General features: G+C 70.7%; 22 protein-coding genes and 2 pseudogenes. 14 read left to right on the forward strand and 10 right to left on the reverse strand.

The features are described from left to right. Positions 1-7: 7 nt before the first annotated feature. Positions 8-925 carry an SDR family NAD(P)-dependent oxidoreductase gene (locus tag ABGB12_RS32070; protein ID WP_347683784.1) on the reverse strand — a complete coding sequence of 306 codons (918 nt, stop codon included), beginning with the start codon at positions 923-925 and terminating at the stop codon, positions 8-10. 239 nt (positions 926-1,164) lie between these two features. On the opposite strand from ABGB12_RS32070, the gene ABGB12_RS32075 reads away from it, so the two are divergent. Next, positions 1,165-1,926 (forward strand): DUF2071 domain-containing protein, encoded by a 762-nt coding sequence (locus ABGB12_RS32075; RefSeq protein WP_347683786.1) that lies wholly within the window; start codon positions 1,165-1,167, stop codon positions 1,924-1,926. A 9-nt stretch (positions 1,927-1,935) separates the two neighbouring features. Here the strand turns inward: ABGB12_RS32075 and ABGB12_RS32080 are convergent, their stop codons facing one another. After that, positions 1,936-2,700, reverse strand: coding sequence for an IclR family transcriptional regulator (locus tag ABGB12_RS32080; protein ID WP_347683788.1), 765 nt, complete (start codon positions 2,698-2,700; stop codon positions 1,936-1,938). A gap of 66 nt (positions 2,701-2,766) precedes the next feature. Between ABGB12_RS32080 and ABGB12_RS32085 the strand changes: the two genes are divergently transcribed. From ABGB12_RS32085 to katG, 10 genes are all read left to right on the forward strand, one after another. Next, the gene (locus ABGB12_RS32085; RefSeq protein WP_347683790.1) at positions 2,767-3,924 is read left to right on the forward strand and encodes a cupin domain-containing protein; all 1,158 of its coding nucleotides are present in this window, start codon (positions 2,767-2,769) and stop codon (positions 3,922-3,924) included. Then, positions 3,921-4,769: a fumarylacetoacetate hydrolase family protein gene (locus ABGB12_RS32090; RefSeq protein WP_347683792.1), complete on the forward strand. Its 849-nt coding sequence runs from the start codon at positions 3,921-3,923 to the stop codon at positions 4,767-4,769. Before ABGB12_RS32085 ends, ABGB12_RS32090 begins: the two co-directional genes overlap by 4 nt. Continuing rightward, the gene (locus ABGB12_RS32095) at positions 4,769-5,479 is read left to right on the forward strand and encodes a maleylpyruvate isomerase family mycothiol-dependent enzyme (protein ID WP_347683794.1); all 711 of its coding nucleotides are present in this window, start codon (positions 4,769-4,771) and stop codon (positions 5,477-5,479) included. The genes ABGB12_RS32090 and ABGB12_RS32095 overlap by 1 nt, the downstream gene beginning before the upstream one ends. Before the next feature lie 28 nt (positions 5,480-5,507). Next, complete coding sequence (locus tag ABGB12_RS32100) at positions 5,508-6,791, forward strand: FAD-dependent oxidoreductase (RefSeq protein ID WP_347683796.1); 1,284 nt, start codon at positions 5,508-5,510, stop codon at positions 6,789-6,791. Between the two features lie 388 nt (positions 6,792-7,179). After that, a complete protein-coding gene (locus ABGB12_RS32105) occupies positions 7,180-7,824 on the forward strand; it encodes a helix-turn-helix domain-containing protein (RefSeq protein WP_347683798.1) in 645 nt (214 codons plus the stop codon). 113 nt (positions 7,825-7,937) lie between these two features. Beyond that, the gene (locus tag ABGB12_RS32110; protein WP_347683800.1) at positions 7,938-9,512 is read left to right on the forward strand and encodes a bifunctional 3-(3-hydroxy-phenyl)propionate/3-hydroxycinnamic acid hydroxylase; all 1,575 of its coding nucleotides are present in this window, start codon (positions 7,938-7,940) and stop codon (positions 9,510-9,512) included. Between the two features lie 8 nt (positions 9,513-9,520). Next, entirely contained in the window at positions 9,521-10,399 is an 879-nt protein-coding gene (locus ABGB12_RS32115) for an alpha/beta fold hydrolase (RefSeq protein WP_347683802.1), read from the forward strand. Beyond that, positions 10,396-11,412, forward strand: a complete 1,017-nt coding sequence (locus tag ABGB12_RS32120) for a VOC family protein (RefSeq protein ID WP_347683804.1) — start codon at positions 10,396-10,398, stop codon at positions 11,410-11,412. The genes ABGB12_RS32115 and ABGB12_RS32120 overlap by 4 nt, the downstream gene beginning before the upstream one ends. Positions 11,413-11,636: 224 nt before the next feature. Beyond that, positions 11,637-12,068 carry a Fur family transcriptional regulator gene (locus ABGB12_RS32125; RefSeq protein ID WP_347683806.1) on the forward strand — a complete coding sequence of 144 codons (432 nt, stop codon included), beginning with the start codon at positions 11,637-11,639 and terminating at the stop codon, positions 12,066-12,068. Positions 12,069-12,187: 119 nt separating this feature from the next. After that, positions 12,188-14,422 carry a catalase/peroxidase HPI gene (gene katG, locus ABGB12_RS32130; protein WP_347683807.1) on the forward strand — a complete coding sequence of 745 codons (2,235 nt, stop codon included), beginning with the start codon at positions 12,188-12,190 and terminating at the stop codon, positions 14,420-14,422. A gap of 168 nt (positions 14,423-14,590) precedes the next feature. Here the strand turns inward: katG and ABGB12_RS32135 are convergent, their stop codons facing one another. Beyond that, the gene (locus ABGB12_RS32135; protein WP_347683808.1) at positions 14,591-15,139 is read right to left on the reverse strand and encodes a hypothetical protein; all 549 of its coding nucleotides are present in this window, start codon (positions 15,137-15,139) and stop codon (positions 14,591-14,593) included. A gap of 377 nt (positions 15,140-15,516) precedes the next feature. On the opposite strand from ABGB12_RS32135, the gene ABGB12_RS32140 reads away from it, so the two are divergent. Beyond that, positions 15,517-16,941 carry an MFS transporter gene (locus ABGB12_RS32140; RefSeq protein WP_347683809.1) on the forward strand — a complete coding sequence of 475 codons (1,425 nt, stop codon included), beginning with the start codon at positions 15,517-15,519 and terminating at the stop codon, positions 16,939-16,941. A gap of 57 nt (positions 16,942-16,998) precedes the next feature. Here the strand turns inward: ABGB12_RS32140 and ABGB12_RS32145 are convergent, their stop codons facing one another. From ABGB12_RS32145 to ABGB12_RS32165, 5 genes and pseudogenes are all read right to left on the reverse strand, one after another. Then, positions 16,999-17,337, reverse strand: coding sequence for a carboxylesterase family protein (locus ABGB12_RS32145; protein WP_347683898.1), 339 nt, complete (start codon positions 17,335-17,337; stop codon positions 16,999-17,001). Next, the gene (locus ABGB12_RS32150) at positions 17,271-17,726 is read right to left on the reverse strand and encodes a carboxylesterase family protein (protein WP_347683811.1); all 456 of its coding nucleotides are present in this window, start codon (positions 17,724-17,726) and stop codon (positions 17,271-17,273) included. The genes ABGB12_RS32145 and ABGB12_RS32150 overlap by 67 nt, the downstream gene beginning before the upstream one ends. A gap of 92 nt (positions 17,727-17,818) precedes the next feature. Continuing rightward, positions 17,819-18,010: pseudogene (locus ABGB12_RS32155) on the reverse strand (carboxylesterase family protein); the annotation flags it as partial. 3 nt (positions 18,011-18,013) lie between these two features. Further along, positions 18,014-19,165: a transposase gene (locus tag ABGB12_RS32160; RefSeq protein WP_347683813.1), complete on the reverse strand. Its 1,152-nt coding sequence runs from the start codon at positions 19,163-19,165 to the stop codon at positions 18,014-18,016. Beyond that, a pseudogene (locus ABGB12_RS32165) lies at positions 19,162-19,958 on the reverse strand (carboxylesterase family protein). The gene ABGB12_RS32160 and the pseudogene ABGB12_RS32165 overlap by 4 nt, the downstream one beginning before the upstream one ends. Before the next feature lie 202 nt (positions 19,959-20,160). Here ABGB12_RS32165 and ABGB12_RS32170 point away from each other — a divergent pair. Then, positions 20,161-20,982 (forward strand): glycoside hydrolase family 16 protein, encoded by an 822-nt coding sequence (locus ABGB12_RS32170; protein ID WP_347683814.1) that lies wholly within the window; start codon positions 20,161-20,163, stop codon positions 20,980-20,982. Positions 20,983-21,014: 32 nt separating this feature from the next. On the opposite strand, the gene ABGB12_RS32175 is transcribed toward ABGB12_RS32170, so the two are convergent. Together ABGB12_RS32175 and ABGB12_RS32180 are read right to left on the reverse strand one after the other, a co-directional pair. After that, positions 21,015-21,458 (reverse strand): hypothetical protein, encoded by a 444-nt coding sequence (locus ABGB12_RS32175; RefSeq protein WP_347683816.1) that lies wholly within the window; start codon positions 21,456-21,458, stop codon positions 21,015-21,017. A 127-nt stretch (positions 21,459-21,585) separates the two neighbouring features. Beyond that, a complete protein-coding gene (locus tag ABGB12_RS32180; protein WP_347683818.1) occupies positions 21,586-22,266 on the reverse strand; it encodes a metalloregulator ArsR/SmtB family transcription factor in 681 nt (226 codons plus the stop codon). 89 nt (positions 22,267-22,355) lie between these two features. On the opposite strand from ABGB12_RS32180, the gene ABGB12_RS32185 reads away from it, so the two are divergent. After that, entirely contained in the window at positions 22,356-23,606 is a 1,251-nt protein-coding gene (locus tag ABGB12_RS32185; RefSeq protein WP_347683820.1) for an MFS transporter, read from the forward strand. Positions 23,607-23,639: the final 33 nt, after the last annotated feature.

Genomic DNA, 23,639 nt, shown 5'->3' on the forward strand with positions numbered 1-23,639 from the left:
GGAGCCGTCAGATCGTCGGGCCCAGGCCGGTGAGGGCGGCGCTGCCCGTCCAGAGCTCGGCGGCCTGGGCCTCGTCGTAGGACTCCTGGGAGGAGCGGCGCTCCTGCGGACCCTCGAAGTAGCGGCCGGTGACGCCGTCCAGGGAGGGGTCCAGGATGAGGCGGGCCAGGTGGCGACCGGACGTGCGAGGAGTGTGGGCGTTGATGGGCAGGAGGATGAGCAGCGGAAGGATGTAGCGCCACATGAAGCGGTAGAGCGTGCCGCGGCCGCCGGCCAGGCCCGTGCCGGGCATCAGGCCGGGGTCGAAGGCGTTGGCCGTGATGGTGCCGTCGCCGAGCCTGCGTGCCAGTTCGTAGGCGGCCATGACGAGGCACAGCTTGCTGGTCGTGTAGCGGCGGCGCCCGTCCTCCTTGCCGGTCTCGGTCTCGGCGGGGTGCGCGAGCGTCGCGACGTCGGCGTATCGGGGCGCGGGCGCCCCCGTCGACTGCTCCGGGTCGTGCGTCGAGCTCGACACGAAGACGATCCTCGCCCGCTCCGCCAGTTGCGGCAGCAGCTCGTTGACCAGGACGAAGTGCGCGAGGTAGTTGACCGCGAACGTCTCCTCGAACCCGTCCCGGCTGTAGTGGAGCCCTCCTTCGCTGTGCGACACTCCCGCGTTGCAGACGACGCCGTGCACGGGCGGCAGCCCCAGTCCCGGCAGTTCCCGGACGAACCGCCGCACCTCCTCCAGCGAGGCCAGATCGACCTTCACCGCAACGACCTTGCCGCCTGTCTCCTTCTCCAGCCTCGCCGCGGCCGCCTCCGCCCGGTCCTGTTCCCGGTCCACCAGCACGACGCGCCATCCGCCGCCCGCCGAGGCGATCTCCCTGGCCGTCTCCCGCCCCAGCCCTCCGGCCCCGCCGGTGATGACGACCGTTCGTTCCATTGTTCGCTCCCCGCTGTCTTCACCCGTCCACACGGTGGCGAGCGTGTCCATACCTGATCTCTTATCGGACCCGGATGACCCTCATGTTTCCATTTAACCCACTTCCGTTTCCTTCTGCGTTCCAGACTGCGACCTCGACCGAATCGAACGATCTGGAAGGCGTCGCGGAGCGTCTCAGGAGACATGAGCAGGAAAAGAGCGTCTCTCCAGATTCATCGCACCCAGCCGGGCGGGTGTCCGTGACCTTCACCGGCACCCCCAGGCCTCCGTTGAGCCCGTACCACGCGGAGACCGAGCTGGACGACTTCGCGATCGTCACCTATCGGGTCTCGTCCGCTGCTCTCGCCGCGCACCTGCCGGACGGCTTCGCTCCCCGCGAGGTGACCTTCGACGACGGCACGACGGGGGCGCTCGTCTCCGCCGTCGCGTTCGCCGACCGCGACTTCCACTTCCGCTTCTGCCCTCCGGTGGCGATCTCCTGCGGCCAGATCAACTACCGCGCCTACGTCACCGCGCATGGCCGGCCCGGCGTGTGGTTCTTCGCCACCAGCCTCGACCACCCCTTGGTGGTCCTGCCCCGGCTGCTGTGGGGCATGCCCTGGCGGCGCAGCCGCATCACGATCGACGCCGACTGGGGCGACGGCGCCGGGCGGTGGCGCCTGACCACGTCCGACCGGACGGGCACCGGCGGCTGCGACGCGGTGCAGACGGACCCGCCTCCCGGGCGGCTCGACGGTTTCTCCGGCCGCGACGAGTGGATGGAGTTCCTCACCCATCCCACTTCGGGCTGGTACCGGCGTTCGAACGGCCGCATCGGCGAGTACAGCATCTGGCACCCGCCGATGGAGCCGCGGCTGTTCGAGGCCAGGGCCGCGCGCTTCCCCCTGTTCGAACGGCTCGGCCTCATCGGCCCCGACGACGAGCCGCACTCGGTGCTCGCCCAGCGGACGCTGCACTTCGACGTCCACACTCCGCCCCGCCGCTATCCGGCGGGAGCGTAGTCGCCGGGTTCAGTCCGACCGGGCGAGGTCGGCCTCGAGGGCGCCCGCGGCGCGGGTGAGGACGTCGACCAGTGACGGCAGCCGGTGCCGGTCGTAGCGTCCGCTCGGCATCGACACCGACAGACCGGCGAGGGCGGCTCCGTCCGGGCCCCGCACCGGCACGCCGATCGCCACCACGCCGCGCTCGGAGCGGCCCTGGTTGAGGGCGAAGCCGGTACGCCGCAACCGGGCCAGCTCGGTCCGCAGCCCGGCCGGGTCGGGCCGCTCCCCCGGCCGTTCGGCCGCGTAGAGCTCCTCGAGCTCCTCGTCGGACAGCTCGGCCAGCAGCAGCAGCCCCGCGGTGGTGCGGTGCGCCGGGAAGACCATGCCCTCGCGGGAGCCCACCCGCAGGCTCTGGGCGCACTCGACGCTGGCGATGAACCGGACGGTGTCGCCGGTGCGCACCGCCAGGTTGACGGACTCGTCGAGCACGCCGACCAGCCGGTGCAGGTGCGGCAGGGCCACCGCCCGCAGCCGGGACGCGGCCGAGGGCGAGTGGGCGGCGAGCTCCAGGACCGGCCCGGCCCGGTAGACGCGCCGCTCGTCCTGGACCGCGAAGTCCCGGTACACCAGCATCGCGAGCAGCCTGTGGGCGGTGGAGCGGGCCACGCCCAGCCGCTCCGCGACCTCCGAGACGGTCAGTTCGCCCTCGAGCTGCAGCATCGCGGCGATCCGCAGCGCGTGATCCACGCTGTGGATCAGGTAGGGCGGCGGCGTCTTCAACGGCTTGTCCACGTCTCCTCGATTCTGCACAGCAGAATTAGTTGTTCTTCACCGTGTGACAGCAGCAACACTAGCCGTATGAGCACCCCTGTGACCACGCCAGAGTCCCCGGTGCGGCTGCGCGCGGTCGACGCGCCGGGCCAGCCCGACGTCACCCCCGCGCTCGAAGATCTCTACCGCGGCTTCGAGCAGGAGCTGCTGGTGCCGCTGTGGACGGAGATCGGCGACCTGATGCCGGCCCGCCCCCGCTCGCGCGCGGTGCCGCACCTGTGGCGCTGGGAGAACCTGCGCCGGCTCGCCTCACAGGCCGGAGGCCTCGTCCCGGTCGGCCGCGGCGGAGAGCGGCGCGCGATCGCGCTGGCCAACCCGGGCCTGGGCGGCCGCCCCTTCGCGACCCCCACCCTCTGGGCCGCGATCCAGTACCTCATGCCCGGCGAGGACGCCCCCGAGCACCGCCACACCCAGCACGCCTTCCGCTTCGTCGTCGAGGGCGAGGGCGTCTGGACGGTCGTCGGCGGCGACGCCGTACCGATGCGCCGCGGGGACTTCCTGCCCCAGGCCGGCTGGAACTGGCACGCCCACCACAACGCGACCAGCGAGCCCATGGCCTGGATCGACGGCCTGGACATCCCCTTCCAATACGCCGCCGAGACCCAGTTCTTCGAGTTCGGCCGTGACGAGATCACCGACGCCGAGCGGATCACGCCCGAGCGCTCCCGCTCCGAGCGGCTGTGGGGCCACCCCGGCCTGCGTCCGCTGTCGGCGGGCCGGCTCGCCCCGGGAACCCCGCTGCTGGCCTACAAGTGGGAGTTCACCGACCGCGCCCTGGCCGACCAGCTCGCCCTCGAGTCCGAGGGCCACGGCGGTACCGTCGAGCCCGGCCACGCGGCGGTCCGCTACACCGACCCCTCCACCGGCGCCGACGTGCTGCCCACGATCCGCGCCGAGATGCACCGCGTCACCCGCGGCGCCGAGACCGCTCCGGTCCGCGAGACCGGCTCGTCGGTCTACCAGGTCTTCGACGGCTCCGGCACCGTCACCGTCGGGGACAGGACCTGGTCGGTCACCCGCGGCGACCTGTTCGTCGTCCCGTCCTGGCAGCCCTTCTCGGCCCGGTCCGAGGCCGGCTCCACCGACTCCGACTCCGGCGCGCTCGACCTGTTCCGGTTCAGCGACTCCCCGGTCTTCGAAGCACTCCAGCTCAACCGCACCGCCACCGAAGGGACCACCCGATGAAGCTCGCCACCCTCCGCGTCAACGGCTCGACCCGGGCCGTACGGCTCGACGGCGACCGGCTGGTCGACCTCGGCACCGCCGACCTCGGCGAACTGCTCTCCCAGGACGACTGGGCCGCCAAGGCCGCCGCCGTCGACGCCGACACCGCCAGGACCTACCCCGTCGAGGGCGCCGACTTCGCGCCGGTCGTCCCGGCCCCCTCGAAGGTCGTCTGCGTCGGCCTCAACTACAAGAACCACATCCAGGAGATGGGGCGCGACCTGCCGCAGTACCCCACCCTGTTCGCGAAGTTCGCCGACTGCCTCATCGGCGCCACCGACGACATCGCCCGCCCCGAGGAGACCGAGGAGTTCGACTGGGAGGTCGAGCTCGCCGTCGTGATCGGCAGGCGGGTCCGCCGAGCCAGGGGCGCCGAGGCCGAGGCCGCGATCGCCGGGTTCACCGCCCTCAACGACATCACCTGCCGCGACTGGCAGTTCCGCACCCGCGAATGGCTGCAGGGCAAGATGTGGGACTCCTCCACCCCGGTCGGCCCCTACGTCGTCACCCCCGACGAGCTGCCCGGCGGCGTGCGTCCCGCGCTGGAGGTCAAGCTCAGCGTGGACGGCGAGGTCATGCAGAACGACAACACCGGCGACCTGCTCTTCGACCCGGTGGCGCTGGTCGAGTACGTCTCGACCGTGGTGCGGCTCAACCCCGGCGACATCATCGCCACCGGCACCCCCGGCGGCGTCGGCCACGCCCGCGACCCCAAGCGCTACCTGACCGGCGGCGAGAACATCGTCACCGAGATCCAGGGCATCGGCCGGCTCGAGAACACCGTCGCCAAGGACGGTGCAGCCTGATGCGCCGCACCTTCGAAGAGGCCCTGAGCTGGAGCGGGACGGGAACCAGGCTGTTCCTCGACGCCGCCGCGGGGTGGGGCGAGGAGCAGTACCTCGCCCCCTGCGGGCTCCCCGGCTGGACCCGCAAACACCTGGTCGCCCACGTGGCCGCGAACGCCGACGCGCTGAGCAACCTGGTGCGCTGGGCCGCCACCGGCGAGGAGACCCCGATGTACTCCTCGATGCGGCAGCGCAACGCCGACATCGAGGCGGGCTCCACGAAACCCGCCGCCGAGCTGGCCGCCTGGCTGCGCGAGTCCGCGGACCGGCTCGCCGCCGGCACCGGCGCCCTGAGCGCCGGGCAGTGGAGCGCCGAGGTCGTCACCGCGCAGGGCCGCACGGTCCCCGCGACCGAGATCCCGTGGCTGCGTTCGCGCGAGGTCTGCGTACACGCCGTCGACCTGGCGGCCGGCGTCTCCTTCGCCGACCTGCCCGCCGCCTTCCTGGTCGCCCTGGCCGACGACATCGTGGGCAAGCGCGGCGGTGCCGCCGGCCCCGCGGCCGTCCTCACCGCCGCCGACACCGGCGACCGCTGGGAGCTGCCCGGTGAAGGCAACGCCGTCGCGGTCACCGGCCCGCTCGCGGAGATCGCGGCTTACCTCGCCGGCCGTCCGCACGCCCTGACCACCCCCGACGGTTCCTCCGCGCCGGTCCTGCCGGCGTGGCTGTGAGCGTCTCCGGCATCGAGGAGAGCACACCGTGACCACACCTTCCACCCCCGCGAGCCCCGTCGACGTCCTGATCGTCGGAGGCGGCATCGGCGGCCTGAGCGCGGCGTTCGCCCTGTCCCGTGAGGGACTGCGGGTGCGTGTGCTGGAGCAGGCCCGCGAGTTCGGCGAGGTCGGCGCCGGCATCCAGATCGCGCCCAACTGCACCCGGATCCTGGACGACTACGGCCTGCTGGAGGAGGCCAAGAGCCTCGGCGTGCTGCCCAAGAGCATGGTGATGCGCGACGCCGTCGACGGCAGCGAGCTGACCCGCCTTGACCTGGCCGATCTGGAGCGCAAGTACGGCTTCCCGTACATGGTCATCCACCGCAGCGACCTGCACGGCATGTTCCTGCGCGCCTGCCGGCGCTCGGGCGTCGACCTGGTGACCGACGCGCGGGTCGTCGGCTACGAGAACACCGGGTCCGGCGCCCGGGTGCTGCTGGAGGACGGCCGCGCCGAGGAGGCCCGGGTCGTCATCGCCGCCGACGGCCTGCACTCGGTCGCGCGCGGGCTCCTGGCCGACGACGAGCCGGTCAGCTCCGCCTACGTCGCCTACCGGGCCGCGGTGCCCATCGAGAAGGCGGGCCGGGACGTGGACCTCAGCGAGGTCTCGGTCCACATCGGCCCGCGCTGCCACTTCGTCCAGTACGGGCTGCGCGGCGGCGAGATGCTCAACCAGGTCGCGGTCTTCCAGTCCCCCAAGGCCCTCGCAGGCGAGGAGGACTGGGGCACTCCCGACGAGCTCGACGACGCCTTCGCCGGGACCTGCCCGGACGTCCAGGCCGGCATCCCGCTGATGTGGCGCGACCGGTGGTGGCGGATGTTCGACCGCGATCCGATCATGACCTGGGTCGACGGCGACATCGTGCTGCTCGGCGACGCCGCCCATCCGCCGCTGCAGTACATGGCGCAGGGCGCGATCATGGCGATCGAGGACGGCTGGGTGCTCGCCGGGCACGTCGCGGCGCGCCGCGCCGAGGACGGCTCGATCGACTGGGCCGGCGCGCTCGCGGCCTATGAGGCCGTCCGCCCCGAGCATTGCCGCCGCGTCCTGAGCACGGGCCGCGTGTGGGGCGAACTGTGGCACCTCGACGGCCTTCCCCGCCTGCAGCGCAACGCGCTCCTGCGGGCCCGCGACACCTACGACTACACCTTCACCGAGTGGATCTACGGTCCGACGGCCCTGACCCCCGAGGAGGAGCCGCCGATGTTCACCCCGATCCCCCTGGACTCCGTCGACGTGTCCGGCCCGGGTCCGGCGTCTCCACGGTGAGAGCCGGACCCGGGGCGGTCGTCTGTTTCCCGGTGGTCAGCGCGAGCCGAAGAGACGGGAGAGAAAGCCGCTCTTCGGCTCCTTCGGGTGGCCGGGGCAGCGATTCCGGGCGGGGACCGACCGCATGACCTGGTCGACGTGCTGGCCGCACCCGGCCCAGGTGGTCTTTCCGCACTTTTTGCAGGTGACGGCTCTGCACATGGGGATCTCCTCGGGTCTCGTCGTTGATTGGAAACCGATACCTTGCCCTTCAATATACCCCTAGGGGTATATGACCCGGTATGTCCGAGAGCGGGACGGGGAGCGACACCCCCGAAACGCCAGGTGCCGGGGCCTGCGGCCGGACGGGCATACTCGATCTGAAAGATCACTGGAGGGGACGACCACCATGGCGGGTCCGAAGACCGACCGCAGGCAGCAGCACGGGGAGATATCCCGCCAGCGCATCCTCGACGCCACCGTCGAGATCGCGGCCGAGCGCGGTTACGAGGGCACCAGCATCTCGCTGGTGAGCAAGCGGTCAGGACTGCCGGCGAGCTCGATCTACTGGCACTTCAAGGACAAGGACCACCTGCTGGCCGCCGTCATGGAACGCAGCTACCAGCTGTGGCAGGCCCGCCTGTCGCAGGCCTGGGAGGCCCCGGAGCCGGGGGCGGACCGCGCGGAGGCCCTGTCCGCCATGAGCCGGGCCATCTCGACCAGCCTGCTGGAGCAGCCGGAGTTCCTGCGCCTGGGGATGATGCTGACGCTCGAGCGCCGCCCGGTGGAGGCGAAGGCACGCGAACTGTTCACCCGGATCCGCGCCGAGGTCCACGGGCTCGCCGTGACGGAGTTCGAGCGGGTACTGGCGGACGTGCCCGAGGAGCGCCGCACCGACCTGGCACGGCGGCTGGCGACCTTCACCCTCGCCGCCTCCGACGGCCTCTTCCTCGCCTACCACCTCGATCCTGACGGCTTCGACCTCGTCGCCGAGTTCGAGATGCTCTCGGTGACGGTCGACGCGGCCCTCGGCCGCTGGATCCCCAAGGCCTGAGAGCCGGGACCGCCCCGTTCCCACCCTGCAAGACCGCCGGACGCCCACTTCCCTGTAGTGACCGTTCCTGAGTATATTGACCGCTCCAGTACTTGAAGAGGAGCGCGGGTGACATGGGCGAAGACGATGCCTACGACGTGGCGGTGATCGGGTACGGGCCGACGGGGGTCACCGCGGCGAACCTGCTCGGCGGCATGGGTCTGCGGGTGGCGGTGATCGAGCGCGACGCGGAGGTCTTCTCCCGGGCGCGGGCGATCTCCACCGACGAGGAGGTCCTGCGAATCTGGCAGCGCATCGGCCTGGCCGAGCGGCTCAAGCGGGACATGCTGGCCGACCTGCCGCTCGAGTTCGTGGACGAGCACGGCAGGCCGTTCCTCAGCGCGTGCCCGCCGTCGCGCGGCAACGGGCACCCGCCGCAGATGTTCATCTACCAGCCGGCCTTGGAGCAGGTCCTGCGCGAGGGCGTCGACCGGTATCCGAACGTGGAGCTCCTGCTGGAGCACGAGTGCCTGCGCCTGAGCCAGGATCCCGGCGGGGTGGAGCTGACGCTGGTGCACACCGGCGGCGATGCCGTCCGGAGGCTGCGGGCCTCTTATGTGATCGCGGCCGACGGCGGCTCGAGCCTCACCCGGGCGCAGCTGAACATCGGATATGAGGGCCGCACCTACGAGGACCGCTGGGTGGTCATCGACACCGAGATGACCAGGCCGTGGCCGGGGCACGACCGGCTGAGGTTCCACTGCGACCCGTCGCGGCCCGCGGTCGACTGCCCGACCCCGCTGGGACACCACCGCTGGGAGTTCCCCATCCTGGACGGCGAGGACGAGAAGTACCTGGTCGGCGATGAGGCGATCTGGAAGCTGCTGGCCCGCTACGGCATCACCGCCGAGCACGTGAAGATCCTGCGGGCCACCGTCTACAGCCACCATGTGCGCTTCGCCTCCCGCTGGCGCGCCGGCCGGGTCTTCCTCGCCGGGGACGCCGCGCACGCGATGCCCCCGTGGATCGGCCAGGGCATGGCCGCCGGGGTGCGGGACGCGGCCAACCTGTGCTGGAAGCTCGCCGCCGTCCTGCACGGGCAACTGCCCGAGACGCTCCTGGACACCTACGAGGCCGAACGCAAACCCCATGTCCGCGGGATCACCGACCGGGCGGTGGCCGTCGGGAAGATCATCACGGAGCGGCGGCGGCCCCTCACCCGCCTGCGCGACCCGCTGGGCAGAACGATCATGCGCGTCGAACCCCTGAAGCGATTCCTGCAGGAGAACGCCTGGGTGCCGACGCCGCGCTATCCCGACGGCCTGCAGGCCACGCCGCGCACACCCGCCACCGGCCGCCTCATCCCCCAGCCGTTCGTCACCGGCCCCGCCGGTGAGCGGGTGCGGCTGGACGACGTGCTCGGCTCGCGCTGGGTGCTGCTGCACGCCGGAACCAGGGCGGAGCATCCGTCCTGGGCCGGGCTGGGCGTCCCGTCCCTCACCGTCAGACCGGCCGGGTCGACGCCGGCGGAGAACACGATCGTCGACAGCGACGGCGTCCTGCAGTCCTGGATGACCCGGCACCGAGCGGCGGCCCTCGCCCTGCGCCCGGACGGCTTCGTCTACGCGGCGGCCCCCGCGGGCACGCCGCTCCCCCCGCCGCCTACCGGTTTCTCCCTCGTGCCGCCCCCGACCACCAGCCAGAAGTGAGGACCACCATGACCACGACCGTGCCGCCGGGGATACCGGAGCTGCGAGAGTCCCTGGTCGACGTCGACGGCAAGAAGATCTTCGTCGCCGAGACCGGGGACGGGCCGCCCGTGCTGATGCTGCACGGCGGCGGTCCCGGAGCCTCCGGCGTCTCCAACTACAGCCGCAACATCGCGGCACTGGCCGAAAGGTACCGGGTCATCGTGCCCGACCTGCCCGGCTACGGACGCAGCACCAAGGGCGTCGACCCCGACGACCCCTTCGGGTACCTCGCCGACAACATCCGCGGCCTGCTCGACGCCCTCGGCATCGACCGCGCCCACCTGGTCGGCAACTCCTACGGCGGCGCCTGCGCCCTGCGCCTGGCCCTGGACACCCCGCAGCGGGTGGACCGCATGGTGCTCATGGGGCCCGGCGGCATCGGCACCACCCGCGGCCTGCCGACGCCCGGCCTGCAGTCCCTGCTCTCCTACTACGGCGGAGACGGGCCCTCACGCGCCAAGCTCGAGAAGTTCATCCGCGAATACCTCGTCTTCAACGCAGCCCAGATCCCCGACTCCGTCATCGACGAGCGCTACCAGGCCAGCATCGACCCCGAAGTGATCGCGGACCCGCCGCTGCGGCGCCCGTCCGGCCCGAACGCGCCGCGCACCCTGTGGCGCATGGACTTCACCCGAGACAAGCGCCTGTCCCGCCTGCCCGTACCCACCCTCGTCCTGTGGGGCGCCCAGGACAAGGTCAACCGGCCCAGCGGCGGCCCGGCGCTGGCCGGACGCATGCCCGACTGCGACCTGTACCTGGTGGCCAACACCGGGCACTGGGTGCAGTTCGAACGCCCCGAGCTCTTCAACCGCCTGTGCGCCGACTTCCTGGGGGGACTGCGATGACCCCGCCCCTCGCCGCGCCCTCGGTGTTCGGCACCGTCCACCTCGGCTACGTCGTCATCGAGACCGACCGATTCACCGACTGGCGGCGCTTCGGCACGGACGCCATCGGCATGCACCACGAGGATCTCGACGAGCGGCGCATGCGCTTTCGATTGGACGATCAAGAGTGCCGCTTCCTGCTCGTGCGCGGCCCGGCCGAAGACGTCGTCGCCGTCGGCTGGCACGTCGACGACCACACCGTCTTCGAGCGGATCGAGGCCCGCGTACGCTCCCACGGGGTGCCGATCAAGCACGGCACCGACGAGGAGGCGGCGCTGCGCGGCGTGGAGCGGCTGCTGCGCTTCCCCGGGCCCAAGGGCATCACCCAGGAGATCTACACCACGCCCCGGATCGCCGGCGAGCCGCTGAACATGCTCGCCCGCGGATTCGTCACCGGCGAGGCCGGCATGGGCCACATCGCCCTGACCAGCACCAAGCCGGCGCAGGTCCGCGGCTACTTCGACACCGTCTTCGACGCCCGCCTGAGCGACTACATCGACGAGACCATCAGCGGCGTCAAACTCAAGATCCGCTTCCTGCGCGTCAACGAACGCCACCACACCATCGCCGTGGCCTCCGTCCGGGGTCTGCCGCTCGACCCGATCCCCACCCGGGTCCAGCACCTCAACATCCAGGTCGCCCACCTCGACGACCTCGCCCAGAGCTACCAGCGCGTCTGCGAGCTCGGCTTCGACATGGCCCTGTCGGTCGGACAGCACACCAACGACAAGGAACTGTCCTACTACGCCCGCACCCCCTCGGGCTTCGAGTGGGAGGTCGGCTGGAACCCCGTCACCGTCGACGAGTCCACCTGGCAGCCCACCACCCACCATGGCATCAGCATCTGGGGGCACAAGCCCGTCGGGCAGACCATCGTCGACAAGCTCGACCGGTTCCGCGTCGGAGCGCTCTCCCTCGTCCGCCCCGAGAAGACCGTCCCCCGGCTCGGCGGCGCGGGCGTCCCCGACGACTGAGGGGGCGGACGCCCGCGCCGCCGATCCCGAAGGACGAGGGGTGCCGCCGTTCTCCGGCGGCACCCCTCGTGTCTCACAGGCGGGCGCCATGCGGCACGTTGTGACCTTCGTCACCGATAGAGCGGGCGAGCGGGCGGGAGCGCCCGAGGCGCTTGCCGTTTCGCGGCCAAACTTGGCCATATCGCTTAATTGACTTATTCGTGTTTAGGGGGTTGAGTGGTGGCGTGAGCGAAACGGAGACACCCGCCGCGCTGCTGCGCGGAGCAGGGCTGAGGGTGACCTCAGCCCGCGTGGCGATCATCGACACTCTGCGCACCGGCCAGCACCAGACGGCGGAAACCGTCGCGGAGCAGGTCAGAAGCCGTGTGGGCACCGTCTCCACGCAGGCCGTGTACGAGGCGCTGAACGCGCTCACCGACGCCGGGCTTCTGCGCCGGATCGAGCCCATGGGCAGCGCCGCCCGCTACGAGACCCGCGTCGGCGACAACCACCATCACCTCGTGTGCCGCGGTTGCGGCGCGGTCACCGACGTCGACTGCGCCGTCGGCCACGCGCCGTGCCTGGAGCCCGCCCACGCCGCGGGCTACGAGGTGGACGAGGCCGACGTCATCTACTGGGGCACCTGCCCGCAGTGCCGAGAAGGGCGTGACTCATGACCGGCAGGACCATCTCCACGACCGACACCATCTCCCCCGCGCCGACCCGATGAAGATCGAGGACCGTCCCGCCCTCGGGACTCCCGGATTCACCCTCGCCCAGCTCTCGAAGGAGTCACATGTCCGAGAACCATGACGCGATCGTCGTAGACGCGAAGACCGAGGAGACCGCCGGCGGCTGCCCGGTCGCGCACGGGCGCGCCCCGCACCCGACCCAGGGCGGCGGCAACAGCCAGTGGTGGCCGGAACGGCTCAACCTGAAGATCCTCGCCAAGAACCCCGCCGTGGCCAACCCCCTCGGGGCCGGGTTCGACTACGCCGAGGCGTTCCAGAGCCTCGACCTGCCGGCCGTGAAGCGGGACATCGCCGAGGTGCTGACCACCTCGCAGGACTGGTGGCCCGCCGACTTCGGCAACTACGGCCCGCTGATCATCCGGATGGCCTGGCACAGCGCCGGCACCTACCGGATCAGCGACGGCCGCGGCGGCGCAGGGGCGGGCCAGCAGCGCTTCGCGCCCCTCAACAGCTGGCCGGACAACGCCAACCTCGACAAGGCCCGCCGCCTGCTGTGGCCGGTCAAGAAGAAGTACGGCCAGAAGATCTCCTGGGCCGACCTGATGATCCTCGCCGGCAACGTCGCGCTGGAGACGATGGGCTTCGAGACCTTCGGCTTCGGCGGCGGACGCGCTGACGTCTGGGAGCCCGACGAGGACGTCTACTGGGGCCCGGAGTCCACCTGGCTCGGCGACGAGCGCTACAGCGGCGACCGGGAGCTGGAGAATCCTCTCGCCGCGGTCCAGATGGGCCTCATCTACGTCAACCCCGAGGGCCCGAACGGCAACCCGGACCCGCTCGCCGCGGCCCGCGACATCCGTGAGACGTTCCGCCGGATGGCGATGAACGACGAGGAGACCGTCGCCCTGATCGCGGGCGGCCACACCTTCGGCAAGACCCACGGCGCGGGCCCGGCCGACCACGTCGGCCCCGACCCCGAGGCCGCCCCGATCGAACAGCAGGGCCTCGGCTGGAAGAGCACCTTCGGCACCGGCAAGGGCGGCGACACGATCACCAGCGGTCTCGAGGTGACGTGGACGAACACCCCCACCCAGTGGGACAACAGCTTCTTCGAGATCCTGTTCGGCTACGAGTGGGAGCTGACCCAGAGCCCCGCCGGCGCCAACCAGTGGCGGCCGAAGGACGGCGCCGGGGCGGGCACCGTCCCCGACGCCCACGACCCGGCCAAGAGCCACGCGCCGTCCATGCTGACCACCGACCTCGCGCTGCGCTTCGACCCGGTCTACGAGCCGATCTCGCGGCGTTTCCTGGAGAACCCGGACGAGTTCGCGGACGCCTTCGCCCGCGCGTGGTTCAAGCTGACCCACCGCGACATGGGCCCGGTCGTGCGCTACCTCGGCCCGGAGGTCCCGTCCGAGGTCCTGCTGTGGCAGGACCCGCTCCCGCCGGTGACGCACGAACTCGTCGACGCCGAGGACGTCGCCGCCCTCAAGGCGCAGGTGCTGGCCTCGGGCCTGTCGGTGTCCCAGCTGGTGTCCACCGCGTGGGCGTCGGCCGCGTCCTTCCGCGGCAGTGACAAGCGCGGCGGCGCCAACGGCGCGCGCATCCGCCTCGCGCCGCAGAACGGCTGGGAGGTCAACGAGCCCGACAAGCTGGCGGTCGTGCTGAGCACCCTGGAGGGCGTCCAGCAGGCCTTCAACACCGCGCAGACCGGCGGCAAGCGGATCTCGCTCGCCGACCTGATCGTGCTCGCCGGCGCCGCCGCCGTCGAGAAGGCCGCCAAGGACGCCGGTTTCGACGTCGAGGCGCCCTTCACGCCGGGCCGCGTGGACGCCTCGCAGGAGCAGACGGACACCGAGTCGTTCGCCGCGCTCGAGCCGACCGCCGACGGCTTCCGCAACTACGTCGGCAAGAGCAACCGGCTCCCGGCCGAGTTCCTGCTGCTCGACAAGGCGAACCTGCTGAACCTGAGCGCTCCGGAGATGACGGTCCTCGTCGGAGGCCTGCGCGTCCTGGGCGCCAACTACCAGCAGTCGTCGCACGGCGTCCTCACCGACGCCCCCGGCACGCTGACCAACGACTTCTTCGTCAACCTGCTCGACCTGGGCACGACGTGGAGCTCGACGTCCGAGGACGCGGCCGTCTTCGAGGGCCGCGACGAGGCCACGGGCGAGGTCAAGTGGACCGGCACCCGTGCCGACCTCGTCTTCGGCGCGAACTCCGAGCTCCGCGCGCTCGCGGAGGTCTACGCGAGCGACGACGCGAAGGAGAAGTTCGTGAAGGACTTCGTCGCGGCGTGGGACAAGGTGATGAACCTCGACCGGTTCGACCTCGCCTGATCCTGCTGTTCGGGTCGGCCCGCGCGGGCCGACCCGAACATCCCTGCCCGAAGAGCTTCACTCCGGCATGACGAAGCCCCCGATCACTCGGGGGCTTCGTCGTATGAACCTGCCGGATCACCGTGGACGGACCGTCCGCGATGCGCCCGGCCGTGGTTCAGATGGCTGTCAGCCTCCGGCCCACCAGCGGTAGCCACCGTCGAAGTAGCCGGTCACGGTGGCGTACGGCTTGTAGGTGCGGCCGTTGCCCGTGTAGTAGAACCGGCCCTTCACCTTGGCGGTGGTGGAGCTCCAGCTGCGGGTGTGGGTCAGGCTCTTCTTGGCCCAGCCGCGCCAGCGCCAGGTCGTCCGGTCGTAGGTGTAGCTGCGGTACTTGGCCTTGGACGAGACGACCTCGTAGCCGTCGTAGCACCAGTCGAGGCGAACCTTGACCCAGATCAGCCAGCGGCCGCGCTTGGAGGCGCGGAGGCCCTGGGTGCGCTCATACTGGCGGCACGAGGCCTTCTTGAGGGCCGCGACCTCCTTGGCGCTGTACCTGGTTCCGTCGTGCTCGGCCCGGGCGAGGAACTCCATCCCCGAGATCGTGCCCTGGCGCACGACGGTGTCCTCGACACCGAACTCCCCTGATCCGGGAGACGCGGCGGCGGGGGAGCCCATGGGGGCGAGCCCTGCGAGCAGGGCTACGGACAGTGCGGCCGCGGTTGTGAACCGTCGCATGAAGGCCTTCCCGTGTAAAGGGTCCATAAATTTCACATGATCATAACAAGCAGATCAAGATCAAGTCGGCTGGTTGCACCGCGACCTAGGCCACACCTGGCCAATTCCGTTTATTTGTACAGATCGGCCAATCTGTCGACCGCGCCGGACGGCTGCACGTCGCGCACCGGACAGGACCGCCACCATGGCGTACATCAACCCTGATTTCACAATCCTCGAGATCTGTCAGACCTTCTGCGGCCAGTCGTCGCCCCATTCCAGGCCCTTGCTCCGACCGGCACACCCGAAGGGCAATACGTGCGAAACATGGCTGTTTCTTATATCTTGTACGATCCAGGCATATGTCTGATGTATTACCACCCGGACAGGAGCAGACCATGGCCGACACGCCTGACGTGCCGTCGAAGGCTTCGGGGGCACCCGCCGTTCTGCCCGACGGCGGCACCGTCGAGATGGCGGTGTTCCCCAAGCGCCCCGCGCGTACGGTCGATCTCGGCAAGTCGGCTCCGCTGGGCTGGTGGCCCGCGATCGTCGTCGCCCTCGTCGCCTTCATCGACCGGGTCGAGATCAACCTGATCTCCGGCGCCCTGCCCGCGATCCAGGACCACTTCGGCTTCAGCGACACCGCGGGCGGCGCGATCCCGACCGCCGCCAGCATCGCGGCGGCACTGCTCCTGCTCCCTGCCGGACGGCTCGCGGACCGCGCCCCCCGCGTGGCCACGATCGCGGTCGTGGTGCTGGTCTGGTCGATCTGCTCGGTGCTCAGCGGCCTGGCGACGACCTTCGTGATGTTCTTCGTCGTCCGCATCCTCATCGGGGCCGCCGGACAGCTCTACAACCCGCCGGCCTCCAGCCTGCTGGCCGACTACTTCCCCTCCCGCAGCCGCGGCAAGGCCTACGGCTTCGAGCGCGCCGGCTACTACATGGGCCTGCCCGCCGGAGTCATCCTCGGCGGCGCGATCGCCGAGGCCCTCGACTGGCGCGCGGTCTTCTTCATCGCCGCGGTGCCCGGCCTGCTGGTCGCCGCACTGGTGCTCACCGTCAAGGAACCGCTGCGCGGCCTGGGCGACCGGCTCGACAGGCTCCGCGACGACACGGCCGAGCCCGCCGACGCCCACGCGTCCCCCAACGCCGGTGGAACCTCTCTCCTCAAGGAAGCGCGCGGCCTGCTCAAGGTGCGCACTCTCAAAGGCATCATCATCGGCCAGGCTCTGCTCTCCCTCGCCGTCGCGGGCCTGTTCTACTGGCTTCCCACCTTCCTGGAGCGCACCGAAGACCTCGGCTACGACGCCGCCTCCGGACTCGCCGGCGGGGTCGGCGGCACCGGCATCGTGATCGGCATCGTGGTCGGCAGCCGGACGGGCGACCGCTTCCACGGCATCCGCCCCGGCTGGCGCATCAAGGTCGCCACCGGTTTCCTGCTCCTGGGCGCGATCGCCCTCACCGGCGCCGTGCTCCTGCCCGGCCTGTGGCTGCGCATCACGCTGGTGGCCGTGGCCTGCGCGGGATTCGCCGCCGCCATCCCGAACCTCACCGCGGCCTCCGCGGACGTCGTCCCCTCGGACCGCCGCGGCATGGGCTTCGCCCTGCTCACCTTCCTGGTGACCCTCGGCGGCGCCCTCGGCCCGTTCCTCATCGGCCTGACCTCCGACATCATCGGCTCGACCGGCTACGACGGCGAACCCCTGGCACTGGCCATGCTGGTCCTGGTGCCGGCGATGTTCCTCGCGGTCCTCGCCCTGGTGCGCATCCGCGGCACCTTCGAGGACGACGCCGCCCAAGCGTCCGGGACGGCCTGCTGAGCACCGCCGTATCCGGCTCGTCCGGCCCCGGGGCACGGGCCCGGGACCGGACGAGGGTCAGAGGGTCATGCGGTCAGGAGGCCGGCTGGTCCCACAGGTCGCACTTGTGCTCGCGGTGATCGCTTCGGGGGCGAGGATCTGGACCTTCGGGAAGAGGTTCCAGCGCGGGGCGTTCGCGGCGTAAGGGATGCCGGTCTTGGCGAAGTTGGTCCAATATCCGAGCATCTTTTCCGACAGGGCGTTCTGGGCGGGCGTGCCCGTGACGCCGCCGAAGACGTACCGGATCTCCGAACCGTGCGGGGCGCCGATCGGGAAGCCGATCGGCAGGTTCAGATAGTCCATGGAGTGCCGGTCGGCGAACTCGTACTGGTAGGACCGAACGTACCGGGCCGCCAGGCTCGCGGTCCGGGACTGCGGGCAGGAGAACTGGGAGTCGGCGGGTAACCCTCCGCGGTGAGCCGCCTGCCGGCCAGGTCGTAGGTGGTCGCCACGGTGAGCCGCCCCTCGTCGGCGATGGTGCCCTGGAGGAAGGGGACCCGGTGGAAGCGCCCTCTCTTCAGCGCGTCCGGCACCTGCAGCGGCAGGACCTTGCCGTCGACGTTCGGTACCCGGCGGGCGGTCGGGCTCAGCGAGGCGGTGAGCAGCTGGTCGGCGGGCTTGGCGCGCAGGCAGGCCACGTCCGGGCAGCCCAGGGAGGTCGCCCAGGTCGCGCCGTTCCGCTGCTGCGACTCCTGGGTGGGCAGGGGGAACCCGCAGCCCGACTGGGCGATGGCCCGGTCGAGCATCCCGGCGGCGCGGGGCGAGACCAGGTTCTGGCAGACGCTCCCGCCTCCGGCCGCTCACCGAAGATCGTCACATTGCCGGGGTCGCCGCCGAACACCGCGATGTTCTCCCGCACCCAGCGCAGAGCGGCCTGCTGGTCGAGCAGCCCGTAGTTGCCCGACAATCCCTGCGGCGACTCCGCGGCCAGGCCGGGGTGAGCGAAGTAGCCGAACGCTCCGAGCCGATAAGTCAGCTTCTCGGCCCTGAAGGGCCGAGCTTGCAGCTCTTCACCGCACCTGGCGGGTATGGTTCAGGCCGCGTCGTCGGCAGCGTGACTCACTGCCCAGACCACTTCACCGCGCCTGGCGATGTTGCGGCCTGCGTTCACGTCGGCGTGCTCAGCGAAGCCACACGACGTGCAACGGAAGGTGGACTGGTCGGGCCGGTTGCTCCTGCTGACGTGATGGCATTCGGAGCAGCCCTGTGAGGTGTGGCGGGGGTCGACGAACACCATCGGCACCCCGGCGAGGACGGCCTTGTAGGAGATGAACGCGCCGAGTTGCGCGAACGACCAGGAGTGCAGGGTGACCCGCTGGGGCTTACGGAGCCGTACCCTGTCGCGGATACCGCCCAGGTCTTCCAGGGCGATGCCGCGGCAGGTGCGTTGAGCCTCGGTCACGAGCTGCTTGGCGATGCGGTGGTCGGTGTCGGCCGCGAAACGCGCCTCCCTACCGGAGAGTTTGCGCAGCAGCCGTTTGGCGGACCTGGTGCCCTTCTTCTGGAGCCTTTGGCGCAGGCGGCGGTTGCGGTGGCGGACCTGGTTGAGGCGCCTGCCGGCGTGGCGGTCGCCGTCGCTGGTGGTGGCGATGTTCACGATGCCCAGATCCACGCCCAGGAAGCCGACAGGGTCGCCCAGTTCGGGAGCTGGAACCTCGCAGGTGGCGTACAGGTACCAGTTACCGCCCCGCAGCACCAGATCGGACTCCCCGCGCCGGTGGGCGGTGAGCATCCTCCACTGGGCCGGGGAGCATTGGAAAGGAATACCCCGCAGGCGGCCGCGGACGGTCCAGATCGAGACGGTACGGGCCTCGATCTGCCAGGACAGTGACCGGTCGTCGAACGGCTGGGCGGCGTCCTTGCAGAACCGGACCGGTTTGCCCTCCACCGCCTGGCGCCGTTTGGAGCCCTCGGGGCCGTAGTTACCGGCTTTCAGGTTCGCTTTCAAAGTGGCGTAGGCCCCGGCGACTTTGCGGATCGCGTGGATCGCGGGCTGGGCGGACAGGCCCATCGCCTTCACCTCGCCATACACCAGCCGCTGAAGCGGCTGCTTACCCGTCACGCCGGTGGCGAACGCGCGCCGGGAGGCGTGGTCGGCGGCCCGGTTGCAGGCGTGCAGCGTCTCCCGAAGAGCCGCCCGAGCGGCCTCGTCCGGGAGCAGCTTCACCTGCACCACGAGCTTCACCCGCACAACGTAGCGTCTCCTTCCCGGCACTGAGAGTGTTTCCCGATCCCGGCATGCGTCAAGGAGGTGAGGCTTCGTCCACGACCTGCATATTCGTTGTGTCTCGGACGGCGGGAACGCGTCGGCCGGCCGATGCGCGGCGCTCGATCTCGCCCCGTGGGGGGCGATTCCTCCCGGCCGTGAACGGCCGGGATTCCTTGCTGGATCCTGTTGAAGTTGACGACGACCACGTCGCCCTTGGCCGCCAGGTTGCCGCCGTCGTAGAACGTCCCGGAGCCGACGGTGAAGCCGCCGCCGTGGATCCACACCATCACCGGCCGCTTCTGCAGCGACCGTTGCGCGGGCGTGTACACGTTCAGGTACAGGCATCCTCACTGGTCGTGCCCGGCCCCGCCAGGTCGCCCCAGGGAGTGGACTGGCCGCGTTGCATGCAGGGGTCGCCCGGCGTGGTGGCGTCCCGGACGCCCGACCAGCGCGCGGGCTGGGACGGAGGCTTCCACCGCAGCGGCCCGACCGGCGGCGCGGCATACGGGATGCCGAGATAGGAGTTCGCCGCGTCCCCGGCCTTCCCCTGCACCTGCCCGTACCGAGTCGTGACGGTCGGCCCTTCGGCCGCCGCCGAGGGAGCGGCGACCGCGCCGACGACCGACAGCACCCCTGCCCGTGCCGTCCATGGCGATCGTCGGCGACTCCTCGCCAGGAATCTCGTGAGCGGACCGGACATCGGCACCTCCGTAAGGAAGGGTGGCGGCAGTGGCCACCGCAGTGTCGCAAGGCGCACGAAACCCGACATCGCGCAAATCACCAGTCTTCACCGGAGCGGAACTGGCGCGCTCCACGATCCCGAGGAGCGGGCAGACCGCGCACCGACAGCGGTCCCCTCGGAAACCTCGATGGGAGATCATCGGTAGTTCCGCGTAGAAGAAGGCGAGGCTCTACAATCGCCGCTTCACCACGCGGAAAATGCGATGGCTCCCAGATATGGAGGAACCCGGATGCCCCGTCCGGCAACCGTTCTCGCCGTCTGCGGCCTGCTCGCCCTGAGTACACTGCCCGTGCTTCCAGCGGAGGCCAAGGCCGCACCGAAATGGAAGCTCGTCTGGTCGGACGAGTTCCGCGGAAAGAAGAACACGCCGCCGAACTCGCGAAAGTGGTATTCCCAGACGGGGGACCGGAACGGCTGGGGCGTCGGAGGACTCGCCTATTATGACCCGGCGAACGCGAAGCAGAACGGGGCGGGCCGGCTGTTGATCACTGCACAAAAGGACAACGGGAACACGCAGTGCTACTACGGTCCGTGCGAATACCGGTCCGCGCGGCTCCAGACGGCGGAGCGCTTCATGCGGAAGTACGGACGGTTCACCGCGCGCATCAAGTTCCCGGTCGGACAGGGTGTGTTCCCCGCATTCTGGTTGCAGACCAGGAACACGAAGTACGGGACGAAGAAGTATGCCGAGATCGACATCGCCGAGATCGTCGGCGCCCGGACGCGCAACGTCTACGGAGCCGCGCACCAGACCAAGCAGGTGGCCGGCTTCCAGAAGGTCCTGAACAAGCCGGTGAGCGCCGGTTACCACGTCTACGGCGTCGACTGGACGCCCGGGTCCATCCGCTGGTGGGTCGACGGCAAGGTGTACGGAACGCTCAAGCGCTACAAGGGATGGTCGTTCGACCAGCGACTGCAGATCATCCTCAACGTCCAGATCGGCGGCGACTGGCAGGGTCCGCCGAACGCCGACACCGGATTCCCCGCCACCATGGCGGTCGACTGGGTGCGGGTCTACCAGCCGAAGCGCCTGCGGCAACCGGTCCCCTGACCGCCGGCGCGGCGTCCGGCGCGGTCACGGGCTCAGCCGCGGAGGGGCTCGATGACGCGGATGTAGTCGACCAGCCGGACGCCCACCTCGAAGGCCAGGTCAGGGCCGGAGTCCGTGGGATCGGGCCAGGTCTCCGAGACACGACGCCAGATCCGATGGCCGAGGAAGTCACCCGCCACGGGGTCGTCGCCGAGCTCGGCGCGCCATTCCGGCTCGCGGTCCCGCAGCCGGGCCAGGACCGCGTCGTTCTCCTCGGCCTTGCCGTGCTCGGTGTGGAACCCGACTTCGAGCGCGAAGGCCTCGGCTCCGGGAACGCCGTCCGGACGGATCATCTGGGCCTCGTAGTGCTCCCGTACCGCCTCGCCGAACCAGACCTTGATGCCGTTGTGCCGCACCTTGATCCGGGGTTCGCCGAGAGCCCGCGGAAGCGCTCCCCGCACCACCTCGTGCACCTGATCGAAGAACTCACCGTCCACGGCCCCAAGTCTGCCCGATCAACCGGCATTCCCCTACACGGCAGCACTTCGACCCGATCCCGGACATCCGGCATGGACGCGCATCGCCCAAGGGCGCCTCGCTCTGACCGCTCGCCGGGCCGGCTCTTCACGCGGCGGGCGGGGTGATGGGGAGGCCGGCGCGGCGCCATTCGGGAAGACCGCCGTCGGCGGGGCGGGCGCGGAACCCCTCATCGCGCAGCAGCCGCACGGCCTGGGGAGCGAAAACGCAGTAGCGGCCGCGGCAGTAGGCGACGATCTCGGCGTCGCGGGGCAGTTCGGCCAGACGGACGGCGAGCTGGTCGTGGGGGATGCCGATCGCTCCGGGAATGTGCCCGGCGTCGTATTCGGGCGCAGGCCGCACGTCCAGGACGAGGACCTCACCGTTCTCGGCGCGGCGGGCCAGCTCGGCCAAGCCGACGGGCTCCAGGGCCTCGATGTCTCCCAGGTAGTCGCGGGCGGCTCGTTCCGCCTCGGCCAGGCGGTCGGCGGCGAAGTCCTGTACCCGCCGCACCAGCACGGCGACCTGCTCGTCGGCCGGCCGGTAGAAGACCTTGACCCCCGAGCGGCGCGAAGCGACCAGCCCGGCCGCGGCCAGGGCCTTGAGCTGGGCGGAGGTGTTGGCGACCTTCATCTGCGCGGCGGAGGCCAGGTCTTCGACGCTGCGCTCTCCCTGGGCGAGCAGGTCCAGCAGCTCCAGCCGGGCGGGGTTGGCCAGGGCCTTGCCGACGCGGGCGAACTGCTCGTAAAGCGCGGTCTTGTGTGCTCGTGCCCGCTCAGCCTCCTGCATGCCCACGATCATCCCACGCCCTCCAATCTTCCAACGTTCTTTAGAATAGTGTAATACTGGGCCGGTACGCCCGAGGTCTGGAGATGACGATGGACACGAAGACCGCGCCGCTGCCCGTGGTGCTGGGGCTGCGCGCCAACGCCGCGCAGTTCGCCCTGCTGGTGGCGGTCAACGCCCTCGTCGGCGGCATGCTCGGGCAGGAGCGCATCGTGCTGCCGCTGCTGGCCGAGCGCACCTTCCAGCTGAGCGCCTACACCGCGGCCCTGACCTACATTCTGGCGTTCGGCCTCACCAAGGCCGCGGCGAACTTCTTCGCCGGAACCTGGTCGGACCGCTACGGCCGCAAGCCCGTGCTCGTCGCCGGGTGGCTGGTCGCGCTGCCGGTCCCGCTCCTGCTGATCTGGGCCCCCTCGTGGGGCTGGGTGGTGGCCGCCAACGTGCTGCTCGGGATCAACCAGGGCCTGACCTGGTCGACCACCGTCATCATGAAGATCGACCTGGTGGGGGCCCAGCGCCGCGGCCTGGCGATGGGACTGAACGAGGCCGCCGGATACCTGGCGGTCGCGGCCACCGCGATGGCCACCGGATACCTCGCCTCCGCCTACGGGCTGCGGCCCGCGCCGTTCCTGCTCGGCGCCTCCTATGCCGCCCTCGGCCTGGGCCTCTCGGTGCTTGCCGTGCGCGAGACCCGCGACCACGTCCACCACGAGACCACCACCCTGCCCGCGCCACCGGACCAGACGAGCACCGGGCAGATCTTCGTGCGGACCAGTTTCACCGAGCCGGCGCTGTCGTCGGCCAGCCAGGCCGGGATGGTCAACAACCTCAACGACGGGCTCGCCTGGGGACTGTTCCCCCTCCTCTTCACCGCCCACGGCCTGTCCGTCGGGCAGATCGGGCTGCTGGGCGCCCTCTACCCGGCCGTGTGGGGGCTCGCCCAGTTGGCCACCGGCGCCGCCTCCGACCGGCACGGCCGCAAACCCTTCATCGTCGCGGGGATGCTCCTGCAAGGCGCCGCCCTCGCTCTGGTCGCCACCGGCACCACCTTCTCCGCTTGGGCGATCGCGCTGGTCCTGCTGGGCGCGGGCACCGCCATGGTCTACCCCACCCTGCTGGCCGCCGTCGGCGACGTCGCCCATCCCGCCGCCCGCGCCCGCACCGTGGGCGTCTACAGGCTGTGGCGCGACGGAGGCTTCGCCGTGGGCGCCCTGGTCTCCGGCCTGATCGCCGACGCCTACGGCATTCCCGCCGCGATCTGGGCCGTGGCCGCCCTCACCGCCGCCTCCGGCCTGCTGGCCGCGGCGCGCATGTACGAGACCCATCCGCCCGCACGGCGATGACCTCGGCCGCGACGCCCCCTCGACCTTCGAGGC

Origin of the sequence: Actinocorallia sp. B10E7 (assembly GCF_039871655.1) — a bacterium.
Lineage (GTDB): Bacteria > Actinomycetota > Actinomycetes > Streptosporangiales > Streptosporangiaceae > Actinocorallia.

Bases quoted from the DNA above. Each gene is read 5' to 3' on its own strand.
- ABGB12_RS32180 (WP_347683818.1), bottom strand. From the start codon at position 22,266: ATGCAGGAGGCTGAGCGGGCACGAGCACACAAGACCGCGCTTTACGAG.
- ABGB12_RS32095 (WP_347683794.1), top strand. From the start codon at position 4,769: ATGCGCCGCACCTTCGAAGAGGCCCTGAGCTGGAGCGGGACGGGAACC.
- ABGB12_RS32140 (WP_347683809.1), top strand. From the start codon at position 15,517: ATGGCCGACACGCCTGACGTGCCGTCGAAGGCTTCGGGGGCACCCGCC.
- ABGB12_RS32185 (WP_347683820.1), top strand. From the start codon at position 22,356: ATGGACACGAAGACCGCGCCGCTGCCCGTGGTGCTGGGGCTGCGCGCC.
- ABGB12_RS32120 (WP_347683804.1), top strand. From the start codon at position 10,396: ATGACCCCGCCCCTCGCCGCGCCCTCGGTGTTCGGCACCGTCCACCTC.
- ABGB12_RS32105 (WP_347683798.1), top strand. From the start codon at position 7,180: ATGGCGGGTCCGAAGACCGACCGCAGGCAGCAGCACGGGGAGATATCC.
- ABGB12_RS32070 (WP_347683784.1), bottom strand. From the start codon at position 925: ATGGAACGAACGGTCGTCATCACCGGCGGGGCCGGAGGGCTGGGGCGG.
- katG (WP_347683807.1), top strand. From the start codon at position 12,188: ATGTCCGAGAACCATGACGCGATCGTCGTAGACGCGAAGACCGAGGAG.
- ABGB12_RS32150 (WP_347683811.1), bottom strand. From the start codon at position 17,726: ATGCTCGACCGGGCCATCGCCCAGTCGGGCTGCGGGTTCCCCCTGCCC.
- ABGB12_RS32135 (WP_347683808.1), bottom strand. From the start codon at position 15,139: ATGCGACGGTTCACAACCGCGGCCGCACTGTCCGTAGCCCTGCTCGCA.
- ABGB12_RS32110 (WP_347683800.1), top strand. From the start codon at position 7,938: ATGGGCGAAGACGATGCCTACGACGTGGCGGTGATCGGGTACGGGCCG.
- ABGB12_RS32115 (WP_347683802.1), top strand. From the start codon at position 9,521: ATGACCACGACCGTGCCGCCGGGGATACCGGAGCTGCGAGAGTCCCTG.
- ABGB12_RS32090 (WP_347683792.1), top strand. From the start codon at position 3,921: ATGAAGCTCGCCACCCTCCGCGTCAACGGCTCGACCCGGGCCGTACGG.
- ABGB12_RS32085 (WP_347683790.1), top strand. From the start codon at position 2,767: ATGAGCACCCCTGTGACCACGCCAGAGTCCCCGGTGCGGCTGCGCGCG.
- ABGB12_RS32170 (WP_347683814.1), top strand. From the start codon at position 20,161: ATGCCCCGTCCGGCAACCGTTCTCGCCGTCTGCGGCCTGCTCGCCCTG.